Annotated in this window: 22 protein-coding genes and 1 pseudogene; 8 read left to right on the top strand and 15 right to left on the bottom strand. The window is 64.3% G+C overall.

The annotated features are described in order from the left end of the window. Window positions 1-12 precede the first annotated feature (12 nt). The 9 genes from GWG67_RS11150 to GWG67_RS11190 form a co-directional block, all read right to left on the bottom strand. Window positions 13-1,089, bottom strand: a complete 1,077-nt coding sequence (locus GWG67_RS11150) for a HoxN/HupN/NixA family nickel/cobalt transporter (RefSeq protein WP_275169394.1) — start codon at window positions 1,087-1,089, stop codon at window positions 13-15. Window positions 1,090-1,255: 166 nt separating this feature from the next. Further along, window positions 1,256-1,996, bottom strand: a complete 741-nt coding sequence (locus GWG67_RS11155; protein WP_275169395.1) for an ABC transporter ATP-binding protein — start codon at window positions 1,994-1,996, stop codon at window positions 1,256-1,258. Beyond that, complete coding sequence (locus GWG67_RS11160; RefSeq protein ID WP_275169396.1) at window positions 1,993-2,826, bottom strand: ABC transporter ATP-binding protein; 834 nt, start codon at window positions 2,824-2,826, stop codon at window positions 1,993-1,995. Before GWG67_RS11160 ends, GWG67_RS11155 begins: the two co-directional genes overlap by 4 nt. Continuing rightward, window positions 2,826-4,649, bottom strand: coding sequence for an ABC transporter permease (locus GWG67_RS11165; protein ID WP_275169397.1), 1,824 nt, complete (start codon window positions 4,647-4,649; stop codon window positions 2,826-2,828). Before GWG67_RS11165 ends, GWG67_RS11160 begins: the two co-directional genes overlap by 1 nt. A gap of 13 nt (window positions 4,650-4,662) precedes the next feature. Further along, window positions 4,663-5,820 carry an ABC transporter substrate-binding protein gene (locus GWG67_RS11170; RefSeq protein ID WP_275169398.1) on the bottom strand — a complete coding sequence of 386 codons (1,158 nt, stop codon included), beginning with the start codon at window positions 5,818-5,820 and terminating at the stop codon, window positions 4,663-4,665. Window positions 5,821-5,880: 60 nt separating this feature from the next. Next, window positions 5,881-6,465, bottom strand: coding sequence for an alkylhydroperoxidase domain protein (locus GWG67_RS11175; protein ID WP_275169399.1), 585 nt, complete (start codon window positions 6,463-6,465; stop codon window positions 5,881-5,883). A 12-nt stretch (window positions 6,466-6,477) separates the two neighbouring features. After that, complete coding sequence (locus GWG67_RS11180; RefSeq protein WP_275169692.1) at window positions 6,478-7,104, bottom strand: CMD domain protein; 627 nt, start codon at window positions 7,102-7,104, stop codon at window positions 6,478-6,480. 47 nt (window positions 7,105-7,151) lie between these two features. After that, complete coding sequence (locus tag GWG67_RS11185) at window positions 7,152-8,186, bottom strand: putative FMN-dependent luciferase-like monooxygenase (RefSeq protein ID WP_275169400.1); 1,035 nt, start codon at window positions 8,184-8,186, stop codon at window positions 7,152-7,154. 136 nt (window positions 8,187-8,322) lie between these two features. Further along, entirely contained in the window at window positions 8,323-9,117 is a 795-nt protein-coding gene (locus tag GWG67_RS11190; protein ID WP_275169401.1) for a MetQ/NlpA family ABC transporter substrate-binding protein, read from the bottom strand. Window positions 9,118-9,509: 392 nt separating this feature from the next. On the opposite strand from GWG67_RS11190, the gene GWG67_RS11195 reads away from it, so the two are divergent. After that, window positions 9,510-11,297 (top strand): peptide ABC transporter substrate-binding protein, encoded by a 1,788-nt coding sequence (locus GWG67_RS11195; RefSeq protein ID WP_275169402.1) that lies wholly within the window; start codon window positions 9,510-9,512, stop codon window positions 11,295-11,297. Window positions 11,298-11,344: 47 nt separating this feature from the next. Here the strand turns inward: GWG67_RS11195 and GWG67_RS11200 are convergent, their stop codons facing one another. The 3 genes from GWG67_RS11200 to GWG67_RS11210 form a co-directional block, all read right to left on the bottom strand. Continuing rightward, on the bottom strand, window positions 11,345-11,530 hold the full coding sequence (locus GWG67_RS11200) for a hypothetical protein (protein WP_275169403.1): 186 nt from the start codon (window positions 11,528-11,530) through the stop codon (window positions 11,345-11,347). A gap of 336 nt (window positions 11,531-11,866) precedes the next feature. Continuing rightward, a complete protein-coding gene (locus GWG67_RS11205) occupies window positions 11,867-12,124 on the bottom strand; it encodes a hypothetical protein (RefSeq protein ID WP_275169404.1) in 258 nt (85 codons plus the stop codon). A 46-nt stretch (window positions 12,125-12,170) separates the two neighbouring features. Next, window positions 12,171-12,365 (bottom strand): hypothetical protein, encoded by a 195-nt coding sequence (locus tag GWG67_RS11210; RefSeq protein ID WP_275169405.1) that lies wholly within the window; start codon window positions 12,363-12,365, stop codon window positions 12,171-12,173. 85 nt (window positions 12,366-12,450) lie between these two features. Here GWG67_RS11210 and GWG67_RS11215 point away from each other — a divergent pair, with 85 nt between their 5' ends. Continuing rightward, window positions 12,451-12,966: a ferritin-like domain-containing protein gene (locus tag GWG67_RS11215; RefSeq protein WP_275169406.1), complete on the top strand. Its 516-nt coding sequence runs from the start codon at window positions 12,451-12,453 to the stop codon at window positions 12,964-12,966. Between the two features lie 63 nt (window positions 12,967-13,029). On the opposite strand, the gene GWG67_RS11220 is transcribed toward GWG67_RS11215, so the two are convergent. Then, a complete protein-coding gene (locus GWG67_RS11220) occupies window positions 13,030-13,887 on the bottom strand; it encodes an SDR family oxidoreductase (protein ID WP_275169407.1) in 858 nt (285 codons plus the stop codon). A gap of 63 nt (window positions 13,888-13,950) precedes the next feature. Continuing rightward, complete coding sequence (treZ, locus tag GWG67_RS11225; RefSeq protein ID WP_275169408.1) at window positions 13,951-15,762, bottom strand: malto-oligosyltrehalose trehalohydrolase; 1,812 nt, start codon at window positions 15,760-15,762, stop codon at window positions 13,951-13,953. Between the two features lie 334 nt (window positions 15,763-16,096). Here treZ and glgA point away from each other — a divergent pair. The 5 genes and pseudogenes from glgA (at window position 16,097) to GWG67_RS11250 (ending at window position 21,935) form a co-directional block, all read left to right on the top strand. Then, window positions 16,097-17,506: pseudogene (gene glgA, locus GWG67_RS11230) on the top strand (glycogen synthase GlgA). 74 nt (window positions 17,507-17,580) lie between these two features. After that, window positions 17,581-17,838 carry a DUF3606 domain-containing protein gene (locus GWG67_RS11235; protein ID WP_275169409.1) on the top strand — a complete coding sequence of 86 codons (258 nt, stop codon included), beginning with the start codon at window positions 17,581-17,583 and terminating at the stop codon, window positions 17,836-17,838. 43 nt (window positions 17,839-17,881) lie between these two features. Next, window positions 17,882-20,119 (top strand): glycogen debranching protein GlgX, encoded by a 2,238-nt coding sequence (glgX, locus tag GWG67_RS11240; protein ID WP_275169410.1) that lies wholly within the window; start codon window positions 17,882-17,884, stop codon window positions 20,117-20,119. Between the two features lie 103 nt (window positions 20,120-20,222). Then, entirely contained in the window at window positions 20,223-20,516 is a 294-nt protein-coding gene (locus GWG67_RS11245; RefSeq protein WP_275169411.1) for a hypothetical protein, read from the top strand. A gap of 147 nt (window positions 20,517-20,663) precedes the next feature. Beyond that, window positions 20,664-21,935, top strand: a complete 1,272-nt coding sequence (locus GWG67_RS11250) for a DUF892 family protein (protein ID WP_275169412.1) — start codon at window positions 20,664-20,666, stop codon at window positions 21,933-21,935. Window positions 21,936-21,938: 3 nt separating this feature from the next. Here GWG67_RS11250 and GWG67_RS11255 read toward each other — a convergent pair whose 3' ends face one another. Then, the gene (locus tag GWG67_RS11255; protein ID WP_342761029.1) at window positions 21,939-25,055 is read right to left on the bottom strand and encodes a DEAD/DEAH box helicase; all 3,117 of its coding nucleotides are present in this window, start codon (window positions 25,053-25,055) and stop codon (window positions 21,939-21,941) included. Here GWG67_RS11255 and GWG67_RS38935 point away from each other — a divergent pair. Then, complete coding sequence (locus tag GWG67_RS38935) at window positions 25,054-25,284, top strand: hypothetical protein (protein ID WP_342761030.1); 231 nt, start codon at window positions 25,054-25,056, stop codon at window positions 25,282-25,284. The two genes, GWG67_RS11255 and GWG67_RS38935, sit on opposite strands and share 2 nt — an antisense overlap. Window positions 25,285-25,321 lie beyond the last annotated feature (37 nt).

A 25,321-nucleotide genomic window follows, 5' to 3' on the forward strand; every position in this document is an offset into this window, starting at 1 on the left:
GCGGATTGTCGTTCAGGCCGCTTCGGTAGCATCGGCGCCGACAAGCGCATCCGCCGCGCGCCGCCGCTCAACCCCAAACATGCGCCGATAGAGCACGACCGAGACGAGCCATGCAATCGCGAACAGCGCGACCACGGCGAAACCGACATTGGCGAGCGAGTCGTTGAGTGCGTCGACCAGGGCCCACACGCCGCCGGACAGGTCGAGCCGATCCGCGACCAGCCCGAGCGCCTCGATGCCGCCGATCAACAGCGCCACCGCCACGGAAGCCCCTGTTATCGTGAGGTTGTACCAGAGCTTTCGCAGCGGATCGACGAAGGCCCAGCGATAGGCACTCACCATCAGTGCCGAGTCGGCGGTATCGACCAGCGCCATACCCGACGCGAACAGCGCGGGGAAAACCAGGACATCGGCAAACGAAGCGCCGCGCGCGGCTTCGCCGGCGGAGATGCTGAGCAGGCCGATTTCGGTTGCGGTGTCGAAGCCGAGCCCAAACAAAAAGCCGAGCGGGTACATGTGCCAGGGCTTTGTCACCAGGCGGAACATCGGGCCGAGCAGCCGCGCCAAGAGGCCACGATTGGCAAGCAGGGCGTCGAGGCCCTCCGCATCGTGAATCCCCCGCTCCCGCGCCGCGCGAAACGTTCGCCACAGACCGGCGAAGATAACGAGATTGATGGCCGCGATCACCAGCAGGAACAGCGCCGACACCGACGTGCCGATGAAGCCGCCGATCTCCTTGAGCAGGCTGTCGCCGCCGAGGCTGACGACGCCGAGCGCGAGCAGCATGGTCGCGACCACGACGATTGTGGAATGGCCGAGCGCGAAATAGAGACCGACGCTGCGCGGCGCGCCGCCTGCCTGCATCTGCTTGCGCACGACATTGTCGATGGCAGCGATGTGGTCGGCATCGACGGCGTGGCGCAGGCCGAACACCCAGGCGAGCAGCGCGGTCGCCATCACCGTCGGCCTGTCACCGAACGCCGCGAAGGCCCAGGCCCACGCCGCGATGTTGGCCGCGATCAGCCCGCCGAACAGCAGCACCGTTCCGGGCTCGACCGCCCGCAGAGATAATTTCGTCACGACCATCATTCCGTCCGCTGCACGCACCAACGCACGCGCGGTATGATCTTTTCACAGGATGGTCATACTGACCAGACCCGGCGGCCGCCTGATGATCGCATATGCGGATTTGCGGGAGGTCGTCATGCCCGGGCTTGTCCCGGCCATGACGATGAGGAGACGTCGGCGCACTGCATCACGCCGCCTCCGAGCCGCCGAGATAGGCGTCGCGGATGCGGGGATCGTCCTTCAGCGCGCGGGCGGAGCCGAAGAGAACGATCTTGCCGGTCTGGAGCACATAGGCCTCGTGCGCGATCTCGAGCGCGAGGCTGGCGTTCTGCTCGACCATGAAGACCGAGACGCCCTCCTGGTTGATGGTGCGGATAAGCTCCAGCACGCGGTCGACATAGAGCGGCGACAGGCCCATGGTCGGCTCGTCCATCACGATCATCCTGGGACGGCTCATCAGCGCGCGCGCCATCGCGACCATCTGCTGCTCGCCGCCGGAGAGCGAACCGGCGCGCTGCGATAGCCGCTGGCCGAGCTTCGGGAACAGCGTGAGCATCTTGTCGAGATCCTGCGCGATCGCCTCGCGGTCGTCGCGCACGAAGGCGCCCATCAGGATGTTTTCGCGCACGCTCATGTCCGCGAACAGGCGCCGTGCCTCCGGCACCGAGGCGATGCCGCGGCGGACGATCTGGGGCGTGGTCAGCCCGAGCAGCGAGGCACCGTCGAAAGTCACATCGCCCGAGCGCGGCTTCACCAGGCCCAAAATGATCTTCATCGTCGTCGATTTGCCGCTGGCGTTGCCGCCGAGCAGGCAGACGATGTGGCCGCGCGGAACTGATATCGACAGATCGAAATGCACCTGGGCCTGACCGTAGAAGGTGTTGACGTCGGTAAGCGCCAGCAGCGCATCGGGCGGCGTGTTCGTCATGCCGCGCTCTCCTGCTTCGTTGTCAGGCCGTGGCCGAGATAGGCCTCGATCACCTTGGGATCGCCGCGCACCTGTTCACCCGGGCCTTCCGCGATTTTCTTGCCTTCATCCATGACGATGACGCGATCGGAGAGGCGCATCACCATTTCGAGCTTGTGCTCGATCAGCAAGATCGTCAGTCCTTCGGCCTTCAGCTCGGCGACAAGGCCCTGCATCTCAGTGGTTTCGGTCGGGTTCATGCCGGCGGTCGGCTCGTCGAGCAGCAGCAGGCGCGGCTTCAAGGCGAGCGCACGCGCAATCTCGACGCGGCGGCGGTTGGCGTAAGAGAGGCTGTAGGCCGGCTGGTCGATGCGCGGCAGCAGCCGCTCGCCGAAGCGCGCGAGAATGACCTTCACATCCTCGCGCAACCGCTCCTCTTCCGCCTTGACGCTGGCGGGGCGCAGCAGCGCCAGACCCAGTTCCAGCAGCGGGCCGATCACCGGCACTGCCGGCCTGACCGCACGCAGCCGCGTGTGGGCACCGATCAACACGTTGTCCATCACGCTGAGATTGCCGAAGACACGGCCGAGCTGGAACGTGCGCGCGATGCCTTCGGCGGCGAGCCGTTCCGGCGAGAAACCCGTGATGTCCTGATCTTCGAAGCGAACCGTCCCGGCGTCCGGCCGGTCAAGCCCGGTCACGAGATTGAACAGCGTCGTCTTGCCGGCCCCGTTCGGGCCGATGATGCTGATCAGCTCGCCTTTGGCGAGATCGAGATCGATGGCGTCGACCGCGGTGAGGCCGCCGAAGCGCCGCGTCAGCCCGCGCAGGGACAGCATGGTCGTGCCCATCACATCGTCCCCAACAGGCCCTGCGGCCTGAACCGCACCAGCAGCAGCAGCACGATGCCGTAGATCAGGATGCGGTACTCCGCCGCGATCCGGAACACTTCCGGCAGGCCGACCAGCGCGACCGCTCCGACGATGGCCCCGACGACATTGCCGAGTCCGCCGAGGATCACGACCGTCAGCGCCAGGATGGATTGCTGCGTATTGAAGGTCTCGTGGTTGATGTAGGAATAGAGATGCGCGGCGATGCCGCCGCTGACGCCGGCCGCGAACCCGCCGAAGATGAAGGCCAGCGATTTGTAGCGATTCAGGCTGAGCCCATAGGCGCGCGCGGCGATGTCGTCATCGCGAATGGCGCGAAAGCTGCGGCCGAGATGCGAGCCGAGCAGGCGTCCCTGCAGCAGCGCCAGCACGACCATCGCGATGAAGCTGAACCAGTAGATCGAAATCGGGCTGACCAGCTCATAGCCAAACAGCGACAGCGGCGGGATGCCGGAGATGCCGATCGGCCCGCGCGTGACGCTCTCCCAGTTCAGGATCACCAGCGAGACGATCTCGCCGATCGCGAGCGTCGCGATCGAGACATAATGCCCGCGCAGCCGGAACGACGGCGAGATCAGCGCTGTGCCGAGCGCCGCGCTCATCAGGCCGCCGCCGATGATGGCGAGGCCGACGGGAACGGAGAAGGTGAGCGACAGCAGCGCGGAGGTGTAGGCGCCGATCGCGAGCAGCGCGGCGTGTCCGAGCGACACCTGGCCGATCGTGCCCGCCACCAGCGTAAGGCTCAGCGCGAGCATGCCGAGCAGCGAGGCGTTGATCAGAGTCTGGAGCACGTAGAACGACACCGGCAACAGCGGCAGGATCGCGAAGACCGCGGTAGCGATCAGCAGAGCCCAGCGCGGAATGCGCACCGGGCGGCTCGGCGCGATGAAAGTGCCGGTGAGCGGCTCGGGCGGCGCCTGCCGTGCGCTGGCGAACAGGCCGTTCGGGCGCAGCACAAGCACCACGACCAGCAGCAGGAACGCGAACAGATTGCGGTAGCTGGTGCCGAACACGGCGACGCCGTAGCTCTCCACCAATCCCAGCAGCAGGCTGCCGATCACCGCACCCGGCACGTTGCCGGCGCCGCCGACGACTTCGGCGACGACGCCCTTGAGCGTCGCCTGCAGGCTCATCGCGGTGTCGATCTGGTTGTAGTACATGCCGACCAGCAGACCGGAAATGCCGCCGAGCGCAGCCGCAATGCCGAACACGGCTTGATTGACGCGGTTGACGTCGACACCCATCTGCATCGCGGCGTCGCGATCCTGGGCCGTGGCGCGGATGGCCCAGCCAAGCTTGCTGTAGCGCAGGAACACGAACAGCAGCAGCGCGCTGGTGATGCCGACGCCGGCGATCAAGAGATCGAGCGGTCCGATCGTGCCGCCGCCGATCTGGAAGCGGACGTCTGGCAGCTGGCTCGGCAGCGCGCGCGGATTGGGGGAGAACGTCAGCATCACGAGCTGATCGAGCACGAAGCTGATGCCGATGGTCGCCAACAGCGGGGCGATGCGCACCGAGTTCTGCAGCGGACGCAGGCCGAACCGTTCGATGATCAGGCCAACCAGCGCCGCCGCCACCGCGACCACGATGATGGTAAGCGGCAGCGGCGTATGCAGCTGCACCACCGCGACCCAGCCGATATAGGCGCCGACGAGGTAGATCGAGCCTTGCGCAAAGTTGATCAGCCGGCTGACGCCGAAGATCAGCGCGAGCCCGACCGCAACGAGGGCGTAGACGTTACCGACGATCAGCCCGTTGATCGTGTAGTCGAGCCAGGAAGACACGCAGGAGATCCCCTCAGGTCGGCTTGCCGTCCCAGAGCGCGAACTGGCCCTTGCGCACGACGAGCTCGGCGTTCATGGCGCCCTTGACGCGCCGGCTCTCGACGTCGAACGTCGCCTTGCCGAAGATCACGCTCGAGACATCCTTCACTTTCGTAAAAGCGTCGCGGATCGCGCGCCGGTCGGTGCCGCCGATCTTGACGACGGCGGCCGCCATGTTCATCGCGTCATAGGCGTAGGCGTTGAACGCGTCGGGCTCCACCCCGTTGTATTTCTTCTTGAAGCCCGCGATGAACGTCTGCACTTCGGGGCGCGGGTCTTCGGGGAAGTAGCGCGTGCCGACATGGACGTCCTCGACGGCCTCCCCGCCGAGCTCCAGGAATTTCGGCGAGTAGACCGAGCTCGCGGCGCAAATCACCTGCTTCAGCCCGACCTGGCGTGCCTGACGCGCGATCAGCGCACCGTCAGAATAATAGGAGATCAGGATCAGCCCGTCCGGATTGGCGTCGCGGACACGCACCAGCGTGGAGCGGAAGTCGCGCTCCTCCGCGATGTAGCCTTCGGTGACCGCGATTTCGGCGCCGTGCTCCTTCGCGGCCTTGACGAAATAGTCGCGGCTGGTGCGGCCCCAATCGGTGTTGAGGTGCAGCACGGCGAGCTTCTTCAGGCCGAGACGTTTCACGGCATAGGCCGCCAGCAGCGGCTGCTCGTCGGCCTGGCTAACCGAGGTGCTCCACATGAAGTCGCCGCCCTTGGTGAAATCGGGATGCGAATTGGTAAATCCAAACTGCACCAGGCCGCCGCGCTGATAGATCGGCGAGGCCGCCATCGAGGCGGGGCTGGAGAAGTCGCCGAGCTCCATGACGATCCTGGGATCGGAGACGAATTTCTGGGCGATCGCCACCGACTGGCGCGGGTCGCTCTGGCTGTCCTCGAAACTATAGGCGAGCTTGCGGCCGTTGATGCCGCCCGCGGCCTGGATCTCGTCGAGCGCGAGATCGAAGCCCTGCTTCCATTGCGTGCCATATTGTGCGTTCGGCCCGGTCAACGGACCGCTGACGCCCAGCAAGATCGGTTCGGACGATTGCGCGAAGGCGGCGCGCGAGAAGGCTGCTCCCGCCATCATGGCGGCAAGCGAGCCCTTGACCAGGGTACGACGATCGATGTTGCTCATGGACGGCTCCATCCTGTCAGGTGTTGAAACAACCAGCAATTTCTATGCCGGTGAGATTGCCTATTTCGAGGGCTCGCCGAGCGACAGCATCAGCCGGTTCGCCCAGTTGAAGAACGACGCGCCGTTGATGACGTCGACGATCTCCGCATCGTCGAGACCGGCACGGCGCAGCTCATCGACATTGTCCGGGCCAAACGCGATCGGCGTCGCAGCCAGCGCCACGGAGGCCTTGACGACCGCATTCCAGCGCTCGCCGAGATCGGCGCCAACGCCTTCGTCGAGCAGGCGCTGCACATCATCGCGGCGCTTGGAATAGGTGCTGGCGAAACGCGCGTGCACGGAGGCGCAGTAGATGCAGCCGTTGTGGCGCGAGGTCGCAGCTGCCGCGAGCTCGCGCTCGGCGCGCGGCAGGCCGTCGGCAACATTGTAGAAGATGTCCTTGTCGGTCTTGGTGCGGGCCTCCAGCACCTCGGGATCGCGCACCAGCAGGCGGAAATATTCGGACTTGGAACGGGAGCGATCGACGAGGCCGGCGAAATGCCGCTCGGTCAGCTCGGCTTCGGGCAGCGGATCGATCCACGACACCCAGCCCAGTTCATCCTGGGTGAAGACCACGGGCGAATTGACATTGCTTGCAGCGCTCATGATGCAGCCTCCTTACGCGCCGACCGCGGCGTTCGCGGTGCGCCCGAGCGAGGCACCGAGCACGCGCAGTCCGGTGACGACGCGCACCTGGAACGACAGGAACGCAACAAGCTGAGAGAACGTGACGATGCCGGTGTTCGACCAGCCGGCGGCGAGCAGCGCCTTCATGTCGGCCGCAGCCGCATCGCGCGGGCGGAACACCAGCAGATGCGCATGCTCGAACGCCGCAACGAGCCGGCCCCCGAGATCGGCCTTGCGCTCCGCGCTGACGCGGTAGATCAGGCCCGCCTTGTTCTCGACCGACAGCGGGCCGGCCGGAAAGGCACCGTAGGGGCCAGAGGTCTCGCCCCGCACGATTTCAAACTCGATCGCCTCGACCAAGCGCGCGCCGTCGGCGATCGCAGCTAACTTCGCGCGATAGAAGGCAGCTACAGTCGGCTCGCGGTGAAGGCCGAGCACGAAGAGCGCGACTGCGGCGCGCTCGACGAGCGAGAAGTCACTGGCGTCGATCGGCTCGAACAGAGAGAGATAGCTCTGCTGCGCGTTGTCGCGCGCCTGCAGGCGTCGCGCGCGAATAGTATCGAGCGCCGAACCCGGTTCGATCCCCGCGAGGGTGTCGATGATATCCTTCGTAGCCATCATTGAGCCTCTTGCAGCCTGGTGCAACGCGATTCCGTTCATTCCGACTATCCCGCCAGCGCCACGCCGGGCGCCGTCCGCGCCCAGCCCAGCGCCGGCGCGACCTTCTCCGCGACCAGCTCGATCGAGCGCAGGATATTGGGATGCGGGGCATCGACCGAATGCGCCTGGAAGACGAGATCGGTCACCCGCTCCAGCGTGGCGTCGGCGCGGAGCGAAGCGATGACGTCGTCGGCCGCGCCGACATGGGTGTCGAACGCCGCGATCATCTCCTCCAGCGTTTCGCCCGGCTTGGCGTGGCCGCCCTTGAGGAATTGGGGCAGCGCGCGCCGCAGCCCGATATCGGCAAGGCGCAACGCCTCAGTGCGGTCGTCGGCGACGAAGATGGTGCGCGAAGCCATGATGCGGGGCTCGCGTCCCGGCGGCAGTGCTTCGAGATAGGCATCGATCACCGGGTTCTGAATCTCGGCCAGCGTTGCCTTCGGCGCTTCCTTAGTCCGGGGCTGGGTGCGCGACAGCAACAGGCCATCGCCCGCCTTGCCGGCACGCGCGCCGCCCGCCACAGAGAACGTCGCCTGCCAGATCCTGTCGTCCAGTTGCGGCCGCTGCGGATAGAGCGTGTCGCCACCGTCGAGCGGCCTGCCCACCAGCGCCGTGCGGACGACCTCCAGATTGCGCGCAAAGATCTCGTTGCGCTGGGCGCTGTCGAGGCCGAACGCGGCAAACGCCGAGGGATTGCCGCCGGTGCCGACACCGAGCTCGAAGCGACCGTTGCAGAGCAGATCGAGCACCGCGGCGTCCTCGGCCACGCGCACCGCATTCTCAAGCGGCAAGGTGACGATGCCGGTGCCGAGCCGGATGCGCGAGGTTTGGGCTGCGACGTAACCGAGGAAGGTGAAGGGCGACGGCAGGCCGCCCTCGCGCTCGTGGAAATGGTGCTGCGCGATCCACGCGGAATCGAGGCCCGCCTTCTCGGCGCGCACGATCTGCTCGGCCGCGAAGCGATATCGGTCGGCCGGCGGGGCCTCGTCGAGAAGCCGCGTGAAAAACCCCAGGCGTTTCAGGTTTGCTAAGCGTTTCATACGACCCCTGTCGGACGAGGATGGGCCCCGATGATGTCGGTTGCCGCAGCTCCAGACAAGCGGGCATTGCGCAGGGCTAATACGCAAGGCTGGCCGCCGGGATCGCCCTGAGCTGGACTTTGACTAGGCAGACTGCCTACCAGCTCGGCAGCACCGCGCCCTTGAACTTGGTCAGGACAAACTCCTTGACCTCCGCCGTGTGGTAGCTGTCCACCAGGATCTTGACCCAGGGCTTGTCCTTGTCGACTGTGCGAATAGCGATGAGATTGACGTAGGGACCCTTTGGGTCCTCGCGCAGGATCGGATCCTTGACGGGATCGAGGCCCGCCTGGGTTGCATAATTGGTGTTGATCGCGGCAGCGTCGACATCGTCGAGCGCGCGCGGCGCCTGCGCCGCATCGACCTCGATGAACTTCAGCTTCTTGGGATTCTCGGTGATATCAAGCACCGTCGGCTTGAAGCCGGTGCCGTCCTTCAGCTTGATCGCACCCTTGTCGCGCAGGAGCAGCAGCACGCGGCCGCCATTGGTCGGATCGTTCGGGATCGAGACCTTGCCGCCCTCGGGGATATCGGCGAAGGCCTTGTGCTTCTTGGAATAGACACCGATCGGGAAATTCACGGTCAGGCCGACGGCTTCGATCTTGTAGCCACGGTCGGCCTTCTGGTTGTCGAGATAAGGCTGGTTCTGGAACGAATTGGCGTGGATTTCGCCCGCATCGAGCGCGGCGTTCGGCACGACGTAGTCGGAGAATTCGATGAGCTTGATGTCGAGACCCTGCTTGGCCGCGATCGGCTTCACGGCCTCAAAGATCTGGGCGTGCGGCCCCGGCGTCACGCCGATCTTGATGGTCTCGCCCGAAGCGGCGGCCGACCAGGCGGCGAGCACGATCGCGAGGATCAGGGTGGAACGGAACGACATCTTGGTCTCCATGACTCGGGCAATAATTGGAACCGTATTCGCTTCTCCGCGAGGCGAAATCAATGAAATGGAAATCCATATTGGCCGGCTGACGCGGACGACACTTCTCCGTTCGATCGCATGTGGGGAACGAATGCACCCGCGCAAGCGTGAGGCGCATCACGGCAAAACGGCACGGATCGTTGCCCGTAGTCCGATGGAGCGAAGCCCGACTCGGGACGCCGCCTGCGCGGCAGGACTTATCCTGGTTTGCGCTCGGCTCCATCCGGGCTTCAAACCTCCCCCCACACGTTCGTCATTTCGCCGCAGGGTTTTCTGACCCTGTCGGCATTGCCGCCTCGCCCATGATGAAACATGATGGGCCCTGGCCGGTGACGACTTGTCTGTGAAGTGGGGATCATCCGATGAACGAGAACGAAATCCGCAAGTCCATCGCTGAGGTGAAGCAGGGCAAGCTGTCGCGACGCTCCTTCATGCAGACCATGGCTGCGATCGGGATCGCAGCGCCGGTCGCGAGCCAGATCCTGGTCTGGAACGACGTGGCGATGGCGGACGCCACGCTGCCCTACAAGCCGACCAAGGCCGGGGGCGGCGGCCCGCTCAAGATCCTGCTCTGGCAGGCTCCGACGCTGCTCAATCCGCATTTCGCGCTCGGCACCAAGGATCAGATCGCCTCGCGCGTCTTCTTCGAGCCGCTCGCCGGCTGGGACAAGGAGGGCAATCTCGTCCCCTGCCTCGCGGCCGAGGCCCCATCCAAGCAGAACGGCGGCCTTTCCCCGGACGGCCTGAGCGTGACCTGGAAACTGAAGCAGGGCGTGAGGTGGCACGACGGCAAGCCCTTCACCGCCGATGACGTCGTCTTCACCTGGCAATACGCCTCTGATCTCGCCACAGCGGCGTACACCACCGGTTCCTACAAGGACATCACGGTCGAGAAGATCGACGACCACACCGTCAAGGTGCTCTTCAAGGCCCCGACCCCGTTCTGGGCCGACCCGTTCGTCGGTTCGGTCGGTCCGATCCTGCCGAAACATCATTTCGGCGACTATGTCGGCGCGAAGTCGCGCGAAGCGCCCGGCAATCTGAAGCCGGTCGGCACCGGTCCCTACAAATTCGTCGAGTTCAAACCAGGTGACCTGATCCGGGCCGAACGCAATCCCGACTATCACGTCAAGAACCAGCCGCATTTCGACACGCTCGAAATCAAGGGCGGCGGCGATGCGGTGTCCGCGGCGCGCGCCGTACTGCAGACCGGCGAATACGACTATGCCTGGAACATGCAGGTGGAGGAGGAGGTCCTCAAGCGCATGGAGGCCAGCGGCAAGGGCAAGCTCGACGTCACGCCGTCCGGCAATGTCGAGTTCATCATCCTCAACACGACCGACCCGTGGACCGAGGTGGACGGCGAGCGCTCCAGCCCCAAGACCAAGCACCCGGCGCTGTCCGATCCCGCCGTTCGCCGCGCGATGAACCTATTGATCGACCGCGAGTCGATCCAGAAGTTCATCTACGGGCGCGGCGGCATCGCCACGGCGAGCTTCGTCAACGCACCCAAACAGTTCAAGTCGACCAAGCTGAAATACGAGTTCGACATCGACAAGGCCAACAAGGTCCTCGATGAAGCCGGCTGGGCAAAGGGCGCGGACGGCATCCGCGAGAAGGACGGCAAGAAGCTCAAATTCGTCTTCCAGACCTCGACCAATGCGCCGCGTCAGAAGACGCAGGCGATCATCAAGCAGGCTTGCCAGAAGGCCGGCATCGAGATCGAAATCAAGGCGGTCACGGCATCGGTGTTCTTCTCGTCCGACGTCGGCAACCCCGACACCTACTCGAAATTCTATGCCGATATGGAGATGTACAACACCACGCAGCCGCAGCCCGACCCGGAGCGCTTCCTGAACCAGTGCGTCTCCTGGGAGATCTCCAACAAGGACAACAAATGGCTCGGCCGCAACGTCTCGCGCTGGTCCGATCCCGAGGCCGACAAGGCCTACAAGGCCGCACAGAACGAGCTTGATCCGGTCAAGCGCGCCGCGCTGCTGATCAAGGTCGACGAAACCTTTTGCGAGGCTAACGTGTTCCTCCCGCTTCTATCCCGCAACATCGTCAACGCAGGGGTCAACAACCTCATGGTGGACATGTCGGGATGGGACGTTACGACCTGGAATCTGGCGGGTTGGTACCGCAGCTGACGCCGGAGAGGCTGAACGCTCGATCTCCGTCTCGGCAGACCACCAGCTCAATCCCTGCCGGCGAATTGACGGTCGAGGTTTGACGCCGTGTCGGCACTTCTCAGCCGTTTCATCAGCTCATCCCTCTCCTTGCCGTCGGGCAACGACTCGGCCTTCTCACGGATGGTCCTGGTGAACTCCGCAAGCCGCTCTTGAAGCGTGGTGGTTTGCTGAACGCGATGCCGCCTGAGCACGATCGGGTCTCCATGTCATGGCACCATGCGGTGCCTTTCTGGATGGCCAATGATAAGAGCGAGCGCAGCCAGATCTATATCAAATGATATAGTTCACGCCATTTGGTACCGACGTCCTCTGTTCACATGTGAACAGTTGGAGCTGCTTCAGCAGAGCCGTTCAGGAACGAAAATGACGACTGTTGCATTGACGCGGCGAGACAGCACGGACGCGCCATGGGCAAGATGTTGATCGGCACCGCCGTCGTAAGCCTGGCACTCATCATTGCCTTCGCGGTCTATGTCATCACTCTTTGATTTGCCGACAGCAGAGCGAATGATGGTGCGGCTCGGACATCACCCGCGCGCGCAGCAATCGACTAACAGGTCCCAGATCCGCTCCGCATCGCCCGATGCGCGGGTTTCTGGCCCTTTCTCCGGGTTCGACTGCGAATAGGCCGCCACCGGGCGCGCCTCGCGCGGCACGATCCATCTCTGGGAGATCGGGTCATACCATTTTCCGATCATCATTTCAGTCACGCCGATCGACCCACCGATTTGATCCTGGGCGGAGCTACGGCTCGCGGGCTTCGTCGAATCCCGTTCGCCGCGCATGCACATTTTACAAATCGGCTTCTTGCCCGATCGTTCCTGCCGCGACTCAGCCCGGCCGCGCCGGATGAAGCGTACGGGGATGCCTCTCGTGCAGCAGCCGCGCAAGCTCTTCCCGTTCCGCGGCGCGTCCCTTCATGGCAGTCTCGAACAGCGCTTCCTGGATGTCGCGCGGCATGTCGCCCCACACGTCCATCGCCGCTCGTCCGAGCAGGCCCGCAAGATGATCCACTCCATCGCTCATTGGGCTCTCCTGATCTGGTCCGGGGATGGAACAGCTGCGGCTTTGCGGCGTTCCAGTTCCATCATTGTGAAAGGAGACATCATTTATGGGATTCTTCACCAAGGACATCAAATCGATGGAAGACCTGCTGCTGCACGGCCTGCAAGATATCTATTACGCGGAACAGCAGATCCTCAAGGCGTTGCCGAAGATGATCGACAAGGCGACGAACAAAGACCTCGTCGCCGGGCTGAAAGCTCATCTGGAAGAGACCAACAAGCAGGTCGACAGGCTCGGCAAGGTGTTCGCGAAGCTCGGCAACGAGCCCAGCGGAACGCATTGTCCCGCCATCGACGGTATCATCAAGGAGGCCGACGAGACCGCCGGCGAGATCGAGGACAAGGCCGTGCTCGACGCCGCGATCGTGGCCAACGCACAGGCCGTCGAACATTATGAGATGTGCCGCTACGGCACGCTGATCGCATGGGCGGAGGAACTCGGGCACGACGACATCGTGCGCTTCCTCACGACGAACCTGAACGAAGAGAAGGCCGCCAATACCAAGCTGAACACCGTGGCACTTCGCAAGGGCGTCAATGCCAAGGCGTCCAGCGCCGCTTGATCGAGACGTACTGAACGTGGCGGCCCTGCTCGCGGGGCTGCCACGTTCTCGTTGCGCATTCGGTCAGATGAACGGCTTCCCGCCGGTGACCGCCAGGGTTGCTCCCGATGTGTAGCTCGAGAGCGGATCGGCCAGCATGACATAGGCGGTCGCGAGCTCGGCCGGCTGGCCGGCCCGCTGCATCGGCACCTGCTTGCCAAAATTCTTGACCTTGTCCTCCGGCATGGTCGACGGAATCAGCGGCGTCCAGATCGGACCCGGGGCGACCGCGTTGACCCGAATGCCCTTCGCGGCCAGCATCTGGGCGAGCCCGCCGGTGAAATTCTGAATGGCGCCCTTGGTCGTGGCATAGGCGAGCAGGGTCGGATTCGGCATGTCGGAGTTCACCGACGCGGTGTTGATGATCGCCGCTCCCGGGCGCATGTGGGGCACCGCAGCCTTGGTGAGATAAAACATGGCGTGGATGTTGGTCTCGAACGTCCGCTGCCATTCCTCGTCGCTGATATCAGCGATCTCCTTGAACGTGTCCTGGTGGGCCGCGTTATTGACGAGGACGTCTATTGCGCCGAACGCTTCGACGGTGCGGGCGACGATCGCGCGGCAATGATCGGGATTGCGGATGTCACCGGGAATCAGGACGACCTTGCGTCCCTCGCGCTCCACCAGCGCCTTGACCTCGGCGGCATCCTCGTCCTCGTTCAAATAGGCGACGACAATGTCCGCGCCTTCCCGGGCGTAGGCGATCGCGACCGCGCGGCCGATGCCGCTGTCGCCTCCGGTGATAATCGCCTTCTTTCCGGCCAGGCGCCCGGCGCCTTTATAACTCTCCTCGCCGTGATCCGGTCGCGGATTCATCGCGCGCGTTGAACCGGGCATCGGTTGCTGTTGCGGAGGATAAGGCGGCTTTGGATATTCGGTCATGAAGCGGCTCCAGAGATTTGCTCCGCTAACGGAAAGCTTTCGGAAGCGTTCCTCGCCGTTCCATCACGCCTCCTGTCCAAGCCGCACGACGATGTCGTTCGGCAATAGGGCTGGCGCGTCGCCGGCGCCCAACCGCCATAGGCTCTCTCCCGCAACCAGCGGCGGCATCGGCAGTTCGCGGTCGGCGAAATTGGTAACAATCTGCAAGATGTCTCCCTTCTCCGTCCGCCAACGGGCATCCAGGCCACCCTTGCGCTGGTCCTCCCCCAGCAACTTGCAATCAGCCGACACGAAACCCCGTTTGATCAGCGGCACGATCTTCTCGCGCCGTATCGTCAGCAATTGGGCTGTCAGGCCGCGAAACCTGGCGCTGGCGGGAGAACGGTCGATGCCGTTCCAGTCGAGCTTCGATGCTGCGAAGGTCTTTTCATCGCACGGATCCGGAATCCTGGCGCGCATGTCAGGCGTCGAGAACGCCTTGAAGTGAGAAAACTCCTTGCGCCGCCCTTCCCGCGTCAGCTCGGCCGCTTCGCCCAACCAATCCGCGAAGAACAGGAACGGCGTCTCGGCCGCGGCTTCCTCACCCATGAACAACATCGGAATATGCGGATTCAAGAGAACCAGTGCCATGGCCCGATCCAGTTTCTCCGGACTGACCAGCGCGGAAAGCCGCTCCCCCAAAGCGCGGTTGCCGATCTGGTCGTGGTTCTGGGCGAAGAAGATGGTGGCCTCGGGCGGCAGATGGGCGCTCGGCTCTCCGCGCGGTGCGTCATGCAGCGGAAAGACTTCGCCCTGATAGGCAAAGCCCTCAGTGAGCGCTCGCGCGAGATGTTCGAGCGGCCTGTCGGCGAAGGCGCGATAATAGCCTTCGTCCTCGCCCGTCAGCAGGGCGTGGAGCGCGTTGTGAAAATCATCGCCCCATTGCGCGTCATAGAGCCGGGTTCGCCCTTGCGCTCGGTCGAGCAGGCGGGCCTGATTGGCCTCGTTCTCCAGCATCAGATGCACGCGCCGGCCCGGCAGCTGACTGCGAACCGTCTCGGCAAGCTCGATCAGGAAATGGCGTTCGGAATCGTCCTTCAGCGCGTGAACGGCGTCGAGCCGCAAGCCGTCGAAGCCGTAGTCGCGCAGCCACATCAACGCGTTCTCGATCAGGAACTCGCGCACAAACGCGCCGTCGTGTCCTTCGAGGTTGACGGCAGGGCCCCAGCCGGTGCTGTGGCGCGCGGTGAAGAAGCTCTCTGCATAGAGGTGCAGATAGTTCAGCTGCGGCCCGAAATGGTTATAGACGACGTCGAGATAGACCATGATGTCGAGGGCATGCGCCGCGCGTAACAGCCGCTTGAGGTCTTCCGGCCTGCCGTAGCGTGCATTTGGCGCATTCAGCAGCACGCCGTCATAGCCCCAATTGTGCCGGCCGGGGACGTCATTGAGCGGCATCAGCTCGATCGCGGTGATGCCGAGATCGCGCAGATAGGGCAGCTTTTTCTCGACGCCGGCATAGCTGCCTTGCTCGCTGAAGGTGCCGACATGCAGCTCGTAGATCACGGCCTCCGCCCAGGGGCGGCCGGGATAGAGCACCGGATCCCGAAATGCCGCGGTGTCGACCACCTCGCTCGGCGCCCCGACATCGTCGGGCTGGAAGAACGAGGCGGGGTCGGGAGCGACCAGATCTTCGTTGATCCTGAACTGATAGCGCGTGCCGACACGCGCGGTGGGGCTCAACCATTGGTACCAGCCGTCGTCGTCTCGCGTCATTGGGTGGGGCGGCTGGCCGGCTTCGAGCAATTCGACCGAGTGCGCCGTCGGCGCCCAGAGATTGAAGCAGACCCCGTGATCGAGGCATCGAGGACCGTGGTGTCGCGCCTGCCCGGCCATTCCCAATCTGTGACTCAAACCTGGCCGCCTTTACGTGCATGGCTGGAAGTGACGACACGCTTCGCGAGGCTCAATTTCACGATCGCTTAAGCATGCTCAGGACGAAAGAAGCCGCGATGCAGGCATTCGTTCCTCAGGCGAGCGCCGCACCCGGCGCACACGCTCTATGTGCACTTTTAGACCGAGGACGAAAAAGTCTGATCGGTGGCGAAAGTTAGGAACTTGTGTTGCGGTGCGGAATTCAGGATTTGCGCTCCGTTGGGGAAGCGCAATTGGAATTTCGAAGATGGTTGGCAGAGGCCGGTGTTGTCCCTTGGGCCGGGGGGCCTAGCGCATGCGGATCCTTTTCGCGGCGCCTGAAGTATCAGACTTCATTCAAGTGGGTGGACTCGCCGCCGTCTCGGCGGCTCTCCCGCGCGCCTTGCGCGATTTTGCCGACGTCCGCGTCATCATCCCCGGCTATCCGGCTGTCCTGCGCGGGTTACAAGACCTTACGACCGTCGGATGGTGCCAGCCATTCGCGGCCCTTCCGGCCTTCGCGATCGATCTCGGGCATACCGCCGACGGCATGACCTATTACGTCGTCCGGTGCCCGGCGCTGTACGAACGAGACGGCACCCCCTATGCCGATGGCCGCGGGGCCGATTGGGGCGACAACAATGTCCGGTTCGCGACCTTCTCTTATGCCGCAGCGCAGGTCGCGAGAGGATTGGTCGACAAGGATTGGGCCGCCGATCTCGTCCATGCCAATGACTGGCAATGCGCGCTGATCCCCGGTTATCTGGAATGGCACTACGCGCACATTCCAACTGTGTTCACGATCCACAATGTGGCCTATCAAGGCGTCTTCGACCGCAGCTCGCTCGCGCCGCTGGGCATTCCCGAGGCGAGCTTCAACATCGACGGCGTGGAATTCTACAATCGTCTGTCCTTCATCAAGGCCGGCCTGGTCTACGCTTCCCACCTGACGACCGTCAGCCAGACCTATGCCCGCGAAATCACCACCGCCGAGTTCGGCTGCGGTCTCGAAGGGCTGTTGCGGCAACGGGCCGATCGCAACCAGCTTTCCGGCATCTTGAACGGAATCGACGAGAGCTGGGATCCGCGCACCTGCCCCTCGCTGTTCCAGTCGTTCGGCGCCGGGGACTGGACCGAACGGTCGCTGAACGCCGACGATGTCAGGGAACAGTTCGGACTGGCGGTCTCAAGAGGTCCCCTGTTCGCGCTCGTGGCGCGCCTGGTGCACCAGAAGGGCGTCGACCTCGTGATCGAGAGTGCGCAAGCGATCGTCGATGCGGGCGGCCAGATTGTCGTGACAGGCAAGGGCGAAACGCGGTTCGAGGAGGCGCTGCTGCAGGCACAGGTGCGCGCGCCGCGCTCGATCGCCGTGAAGATCGGCTTCGACGACGCCGAGGCATGAAAGATCTTCGCCGGCAGCGACTTTACCCTGATGCCGTCGCGCTTCGAACCCTGCGGGCTGAGCCAGATGTACGCCCAGCGCTTCGGCTCGCTGCCTATCGGCCATCGTACCGGCGGCCTCGCGGAGACGATCGTGGACGGCGAGACCGGATTCCTGTTCGACCGCGCATCGGCCCCCGGCTTCCTTGGAAGCCTTTGCCGGGCCTTTTCCACCTTCGGCATGAAGGACCGCCTCGATCACATGCGCCGCGCGGCCATGGCACAGGCCTTCAGTTGGACCCACTCGGCCAAATCGTACGCGGCGATCTACAAATCTTCGATCTAGACGCGCAACTGCAAGGCAAGCAGGGAACGGAATCACTTGGGGGGCGGTTGCAACTCTACACAGGAGTTTTCGCCATGCGCCGCTCGAAGCCGCAACCGATCCGCAACAAGCTCGACCTGGCCGACCGTACCCAGGTGCGCCTCGTTAGAAAACGTCTCGGACTGTCCGACGCGGAGCTGACCAGCATCGTCGAGCGGACCGGCAACTCGATTGCGGCCATCAGCAAGGAGGCGGCGCTGCAAAGGGCAACCACGCTGCCCAAGCCGGACGATGTGCCTCCTGTCGCCGTGATCGCTTCGGCGACCGTCGGCGAGCAGGCGACGCGGAAGTGACGGCAACTGCACCAAATTCTTGAGGGGCTGTTCGGGGGGAACGATGGATCAACAAGCACATTCGGATGACGCCCTGACGCGAGCGGCCTCCAGCCTGCGCCGCTCCCGGATCAGCGAGGGCAAGCCGTTTCCGCTCGGCGCCACTTGGGACGGGCTCGGGGTCAATTTCGCGCTGTTTTCGGCCCATGCCACCAAGGTCGAGCTCTGCCTGTTCGACGACGACGGCGAGACCGAATCAGAGCGGATCGAGCTCCCCGAATATACCGACGAAGTCTGGCACGGCTATTTGCCCGCGGCCCGTCCCGGCACCGTCTATGGCTACCGCGTCCATGGCCCCTACGAACCCGACGCGGGACACCGCTTCAATCCCAACAAGCTCGTTCTCGATCCCTACGCCAAGCAGCTGGTCGGCCGGTTGCGCTGGGGACCGGAGCTGTTCGGCTATCAGCTCGATCATGCCGACAAGGATCTCTCCTACGACGAACGCGACAGCGCGCCCTTGATGCAGAAATGCCGCGTCATCGACCCCGCCTTCACCTGGGGCGCCGCGCGCAAACCGGAAGTGCCGTGGGAGCGGACGATCGTCTACGAGATGCACGTCAAGGGCTTTACCCAGCTGCATCCGCTGGTGCCGGATGCGGACCGCGGCACGTTCTCCGGTCTTGCGCATTCCGAGGTCCCGGCCTATTTGCGATCGCTCGGTATCACCAGTGCAGAACTGTTGCCGATCCATGCCTTCGTCGACGACAGCTACCTGGTCGAGAAAGGCCTGCGCAATTACTGGGGCTACAACTCCCTTGCCTTCTTTGCGCCGGAGCCGCGTTACCTCAAGACGCCGTTCGCGAACGAATTCAAAGCCATGGTTAACCAGTTCCACGCCCATGGCATCGAGGTCATCCTCGACGTCGTCTACAATCACACCGCGGAAGGAAACGAACTCGGCCCGACCCTGTCGCTCAAGGGCATCGACAACGCCAGCTATTACCGCCTGCTGCCAGACAAGCAGCGCTACTACATCAACGATACCGGTACCGGGAATACTGTGAACCTGTCGCACCCGCGCGTGCTGCAACTGGTCGCCGATTCCCTGCGCTACTGGGCGACCGAGATGAGGGTCGACGGTTTCCGCTTCGACCTCGCCACCATCCTGGCACGGGAGCCCTACGGGTTCGACGAAGGCGGCGGCTTCCTCGATGCCTGCCGCCAGGACCCCGTGCTCTCCAGCGTCAAGCTGATCGCCGAGCCTTGGGACATCGGTCCGGGCGGCTATCAAGTCGGTCAGTTTCCGCCGGGATGGGCGGAATGGAACGACAAGTTCAGGGACACCGTGCGCGCCTTCTGGAAGGGCGACGAAGGCACGATCGCGGACTTTGCCAAGCGCGTGTCGGGATCCGGCGATCTCTTCAACAAGCGCGGCCGCCGGCCGTGGGCCAGCGTCAACTTCGTCACCGCCCATGACGGTTTCAATCTCAATGATCTCGTTTCGTACAACGACAAGCACAACGAAGCCAATGGCGAGGACAATCGCGACGGCCACAGCAACAATCATTCCTGGAACTGCGGCGCCGAGGGACCGACGGACGATCCGGACATTATTGCGCTGCGCGAGCGCCAGAAGCGCAATTTGCTGGCAACCATGCTGTTGTCTCACGGCACGCCCATGCTGCTTGCCGGCGACGAATTTGGACACACCCAGCACGGCAACAACAACGCGTACGCCCAGGACAACGAGACCACATGGCTCGACTGGATGGGCATCACCGCGAACGGCCGCAGCCTTCGCGAATTCACGCGCAAGCTGATCGCCACGCGCAAGGCATTTCCGATTCTCTACCGCAGCCGCTTTCTGGTCGGCTCCCACAACGAAGAGCTGGACGTCAAGGACGTGACGTGGCTCGCGCCGTCCGGAGAGGAAATGACAACCGAGCAGTGGCAGGACGGCAACGCCAAATGTTTTGCTTTGCTGCTCGACGGCCGCGCCCAGGAGACCGGGATCAAGCGCCGCGGCTCGGACGCAACCATGCTGCTGATCTACAACGCCCATCACGACGTCGTCAATTTCACCTTGCCTGCCGTCGCCGAGGGACGCAGCTGGGTCGGGTTGATCGACACCAATCAACCGGAAGGGCAGATGCCCGCGTTCGACTTCGGGCACGTTTATGCGATGACCGGGCGATCCCTCGTGGTGTTCGGTCTCGCCACCGAGAGCATCGCCACGCGCCGTTTGCGACAGGGCCTCGGCGCGCTGCTGGACGTCGTGGAGGCGCCGTTGCCGGGATAGTTCGGCGTGACACGGTGCCGACGCTGTCGAGTTGATGACGACAGGGAACGCACGCAGGTTACCGGCGTTCGAGTAGATGGGGCATCAGTCGGAGAACACCGAGATGAAGTTCACAGGTGCCGTTATCCTCGCCGCTCTCGCGCTGCCTGGAGCAGCCTGGGCGCAGGCCAGCAAGCCTGACGTTTCGTCCGCGCCGAGTGCGCAGAATTCGGGTGCCGGCATTGCCGGACAGCCCGGCAACAAGAACGGTCCGGCCGCCAAGCCCGGTGAAACCGTCGGATCGAGTTCGACAAGCTCCACTGGCAACACCGCCGTGCAATCGCAGGACCCGTCGAATATCAAGGGCGCACCAGGCAACAAGAGTGGGCCGCCCGCCAAGCGTCCGGACCAGCGCTAAACGAATACGTCCACAATCCTGCCGATCGACTTCGAACGACCTGCGCCTGATATCATCGGCGCAGGTCGTTTCGCGAGGAACGAACGCTGAAGCCGCCCGTTCGGAAGACACCTTCTTTTCCTGTCCTTCCAATCCGAGAGTCCCTCCATGTATCACCACGTCAAGAAGCTGATGTTCACCGTTCGCGTCGACGAGCCGGATCCCCGCTTCGGCAACATGCTGCTGGAGCAGTTCGGCGGCGCCAATGGCGAGCTCGCGGCCGCGATGCAGTACTCGATCCAGGGGTTGAACTGCGAGGATCCCGATCGCAAGGACCTGCTGATGGACATCGGCACCGAAGAGCTCAGCCACCTCGAAGTTGTGGGCACGCTGGCGCGGATGCATCTCAAGCCCTCGAAGTTCGACCGCCAGGCGGCCGAAGCCGATCCCCTCATCGCCATCGCCGGCGGCGGCGGGGTCAATCTGTTCAACTCGCAGGGAAATGCCTGGACCGCCGACTATCTGAAGATCACCGGCGAGCTCGACGTCGATCTGCGCAGCAACATCGCCGCAGAAGCACGGGCCAAGATTGTCTATGAGCGGCTGATCAATTTTTGCGACGACGCCGGCAGCAAGGACGCGCTGCAGTTCCTGATGACGCGCGAGATCACGCACATGAAAGCGTTCGCGCTGGCGCTCGAGAGCATGGAAAAGCCTGCGTTCAGCATCGGCCGCATCGCGCCGACGCCCGGCCTCGTCGACCAGTTCTTCAACGATTCCACCGGCGCCGGCGATCATGGCGAGATCGACACGCGCGGCCCCTGGAACGAGGGCGGCGACTGGGTCTTCACGGAGTCGCCGGCGATCCAGGCGGGCGAACCCGGTCCGGCCTCAGCCATCGTCACCGAGAGCTCGCCGCCCGCGGACGAAGCGGGTCTCGGCGATCTGCTCATCAATGAGCTGCGCGATATCCTGCATGCCGAGAAGCAGTTAACCAAGGCGCTTCCCAAGATGGCGGAGGCCGCCCGCTTCGACCAGTTGCGCGAGCTGTTCGAGCAGCACCTCGCCGAGACCGAAGCGCAGGTCGAACGCATCAACGAGTGCTTCGAAATGCTCGGCAAATCCGCCCGCGCCAAGCCCTGCAAGGGCATGATGGGCCTCGTCGAGGAGGGCCAGGAGATCATGGCCGAGGGCGAGGACAAGGAGGACGCGGCGGCCGACCTTGCTCTGATCGGCGCGGCGCAGCGCGTCGAGCATTACGAGATCGCCGGCTACACCACGGCGCGCAACCTCGCCCAGCAGCTTCGCCACAGTGCCGTCGTCGCCCTGCTGTCGAAATCGCTCGCCGAGGAGGAGAACGCCGATCAGCTCCTCAACCAGGTGGCCCGCTCGCTGATGTCGGTGGCGAAAATGCCGGCGGCAGTCGAGCAGACCGAATAATCCTCAGGTGTCGAGGAGTTCGAGGAATTCCTCGACGCGCCTGAACGGGTCCTGATCACGGCGACCAGCGTAGACGACGCGGTCGCCGTCGCGCTGCAGCGATCGGCCTTCCGACTTTCCCCTGGATTTCCGCAGTCGCCCCGGCAGGAACGTCGCGGCGACGGCCTCGGGCCCGACATCGAGCCTGACGATGCCGCGCCGCTTGCAATCGATCCGGAGCCTGGCGGATGCGAAGAAGTCGCGGGCCTCCGGCGGCAGCCTGCCGAAACGACGCGAGATCTCCTCCTCCAGATCTTCCAGATCGTCGTCGCTCCGGCACCTGGCAGCGCGGCCATAGATCTCGAGCCGGACCGCTTCCGATTGCACGTAGCCTTCAGGCAGCATGTCGGCCAACGGCATATTGAGATCGGGCACCCACAGATCGGCGCCGGTATCGCTGCCTCGCTCGGACGCCCGCTTCAGCAGATGACTGTAGAGCACCGGTCCGAACACCTGGACGTGCCCGGACTGCTGTTCCGAGAACAGATCGCCGGCGCCCCTGAGGTCGAGGTCGCGCTCGCTGATCGCAAAGCCGGCACCCGGCTTGCTGAACTCCTCCAGTACCGCCAGCCGCTTCTCGGACTGCTCCGAGGTCGATTCCGTCAGCAGATGAGCAAACGCGCGCGTGCCGCCGCGTCCCACCCGCCCCCTGAGCTGATGCAGCTGTGCAAGTCCGAATTTTTCGGGCCAGCACACCACGATGGTGTTTGCGCGCGGAATATCGAGACCGCTTTCCACGATATTGGTCGCCAGCAGCACATCCGCTTCGCCATCGACGAAACTCATCATGCGGTCGTCGATCTCGTCCACGGGCAATCTGCCGTGAAGACAGACGATGCGCAGCTCCGGCGCCACCGATTGCACCCGCGCCAGCATCGGCTCCAGATCCTGGATGCGCGGGCAGATCAGGAAGCTCTGACCGTGCCGCCTGCGCTCGCGGAGCAGCGCCGCGGCGATGGCAGCGTCGGACAGCGGCGCGATCCTGGTCACGATGGGAAGGCGATGAACCGGCGGCGAGGCGATCACGCTGAGATCCCTGAAGCCGGCAAGTCCCGCCGCGAGCGTGCGCGGAATCGGCGTGGCGCTCATCCACAGTGAATGGGCGCCCTTGGCGAGGCCTGAAAGCTTCACCTTCTCCGCCGCCCCGAAATGCTGCTCTTCGTCGATGATGACGAGGCCGAGGTCGGCGAACTTCACGTCCTTTGCCGCAAGCGCCTGCGTGCCGACCACGACTTTCAGCGTGCCGCGCCGCAGCCCCTCCTTGGTCTCTCGCGTCTCCGGGCCTGAACTGGCCCGCGACAGGCTTCCCACCTCGATCCCGAGAGGGCCGAACCGCTTGCGGAAGGTTTCGACATGCTGTCGTGCCAGCACAGTCGTCGGCGCCGCGATTGCCACCTGCTTGCCCGACAGCGCCACCGCGGCCGCCGCCCGCAGCGCGACCTCGGTCTTGCCGAAGCCGACGTCACCGCAGATCACCCTGTCCATGGGATGGCCGGCCGCAAGATCGTCGAGGACGTCTTGAATCGCCTGGCCCTGGTCCACGGTCGTGAAATAGGGGAACCGCGCGACGAATTTTTCGTAAGCCGGTCCCGGCGGCACCAGTTTGGGTGCACGACGGCGGAGGCGCTGGCTGATGTGTTTGGCGAGCGCCTTGGCGGCGACCTGGATTTCCGCTTCCGCCTCGGTGCGCCGCGCCCACCAGCTGCTGCCGTCCGCCTTGTCCAGCGTCAGCTTGCCGGGTTCGCCGGCATAGGGCCAGATCACGGCAAGATCGGACGGCGGTACGAGCACGGCATTGTCGCCCGCGAATTTGAGCCTGATCATCTCGCGTCGCGATCCCTTGCCCATGTCGAGGGTCTGCAAGCCATCGAGCACGGCTAGCCCGCGTTGCAGATGGACAATGGCGGCGCCCTTTTCGGGCACATCAGGATGATCGAACGCCGGGTTCCAGGCTCGCGCCATCGGCTGGGGATGATGGGCCCGGCTGCCGAGCACGTCGGACGCGGTCACGACGACAAGCGGCTTGCGGCCGGCGCCAATGAACCCCGCGTCGAAATCCGCCAGCAGCGCGCCTTCGCGGCTCCGTGCCTTCGTCACCTCGCTCCAATCGGCCAGGCGCTCCGCCTTGATGCCGCTCATGCGCTCCATCGCGCGAAGGTCGTCCTCGACGGCCGCGACGAACAGCAGCCGCGATCCGCCGCGCTGCATGTCGTCGACGAAGGCGCGAAGCGCCTTGCGCGGCGATGCCAGCTTCGAGAACTCAGGCGTCGAGATGAAGGCGGCCTTGCGCGGCAGCACGCTGATGCGCCTCTTCAGCTGCTTCCAGTCCGCCTGCCCCAGATACTCGCGCTCCGCATCCCTGCGGCCGGCGGCGTCCTCGATCGTGCCCAGCCAACTCTCGGCGTGTGTCGACACCCCGGCATCCGCGATCCATCGCGCGCGGCTGCAATAATCAGGCAGCGTCGCCCGCTGTCCGCGCGTAGCCCCCAGCGCGATCCGCTCGGACATGGGATCGATGATCAATTCGGCGGTCTCGTAGACGACCTCGTGCTCGATCGGATCGACCGCGACGATCTTGCGGATCGTGTCTCCGGAATGCTCGATCCGGAAGGGAGCGAGCGCGCCGGCGGGAAACACTTCGAACGTCTTGCCGTGGAACAGGACGCCGCCCGGATACTCCGCCTCTTCGTCGAGATCGTAGCCGAGAGCTTCCAGCCGCGTCTCCAGCTCGGTCTCGGAATAGGGCGCGCCCACCTTCAAAGTGAGGCTGGACCGCGACCAGCTCGCCGGCAGCGGCAGCCGTTCCATGATGGCTTCCGCGGTGGAGACCAGGAAGACGGGCTTCTTTGCCTTGGCGAGACGCCGGAGCACCGAGCTGCGCCGGCCCGCGATCTCGCGGGATGGCTCGAGGCCGTCGAAGGGCAACGTGTTCAGGCGCGGAAATACCAGCACATCGACCGCGGGATCGAGGGCGTGGATCACACCGCCCAGTCGCTCCGCCCTGCTCTCGTCGTCGCAGAGGAAGACGAGGCCGTCGCGGCCGGACTTCTCCCACTGCTCGAGCAGATGCAGCGCCAGCATGCCGAGCGGCGATGAGGAGGCGACCGCGGAGCGCGAGGCGCTCTTGTCCGCGCGCTTGCTTGTCGAGCTGGTACTTTTCGAACTCTTGCTTTTCGCGCTCTTGCTTATCGCGCTCTTGCTTATCGAGCCTTTGCTTTTGGAGCTCTTGCTTTTTGTCTTTATCGCGCCGGTCGTGGCCCGGGCTTTCCTGGTGGGCGCCAATGTGTATCCAACTTTGTTTCGCAAATAGAGGCGAGCGACGACGAGCCCTCCCGTCGAGCTCCGTC

Origin of the sequence: Bradyrhizobium sp. CSS354 (assembly GCF_029051725.1) — a bacterium.
Lineage (GTDB): Bacteria > Pseudomonadota > Alphaproteobacteria > Rhizobiales > Xanthobacteraceae > Bradyrhizobium.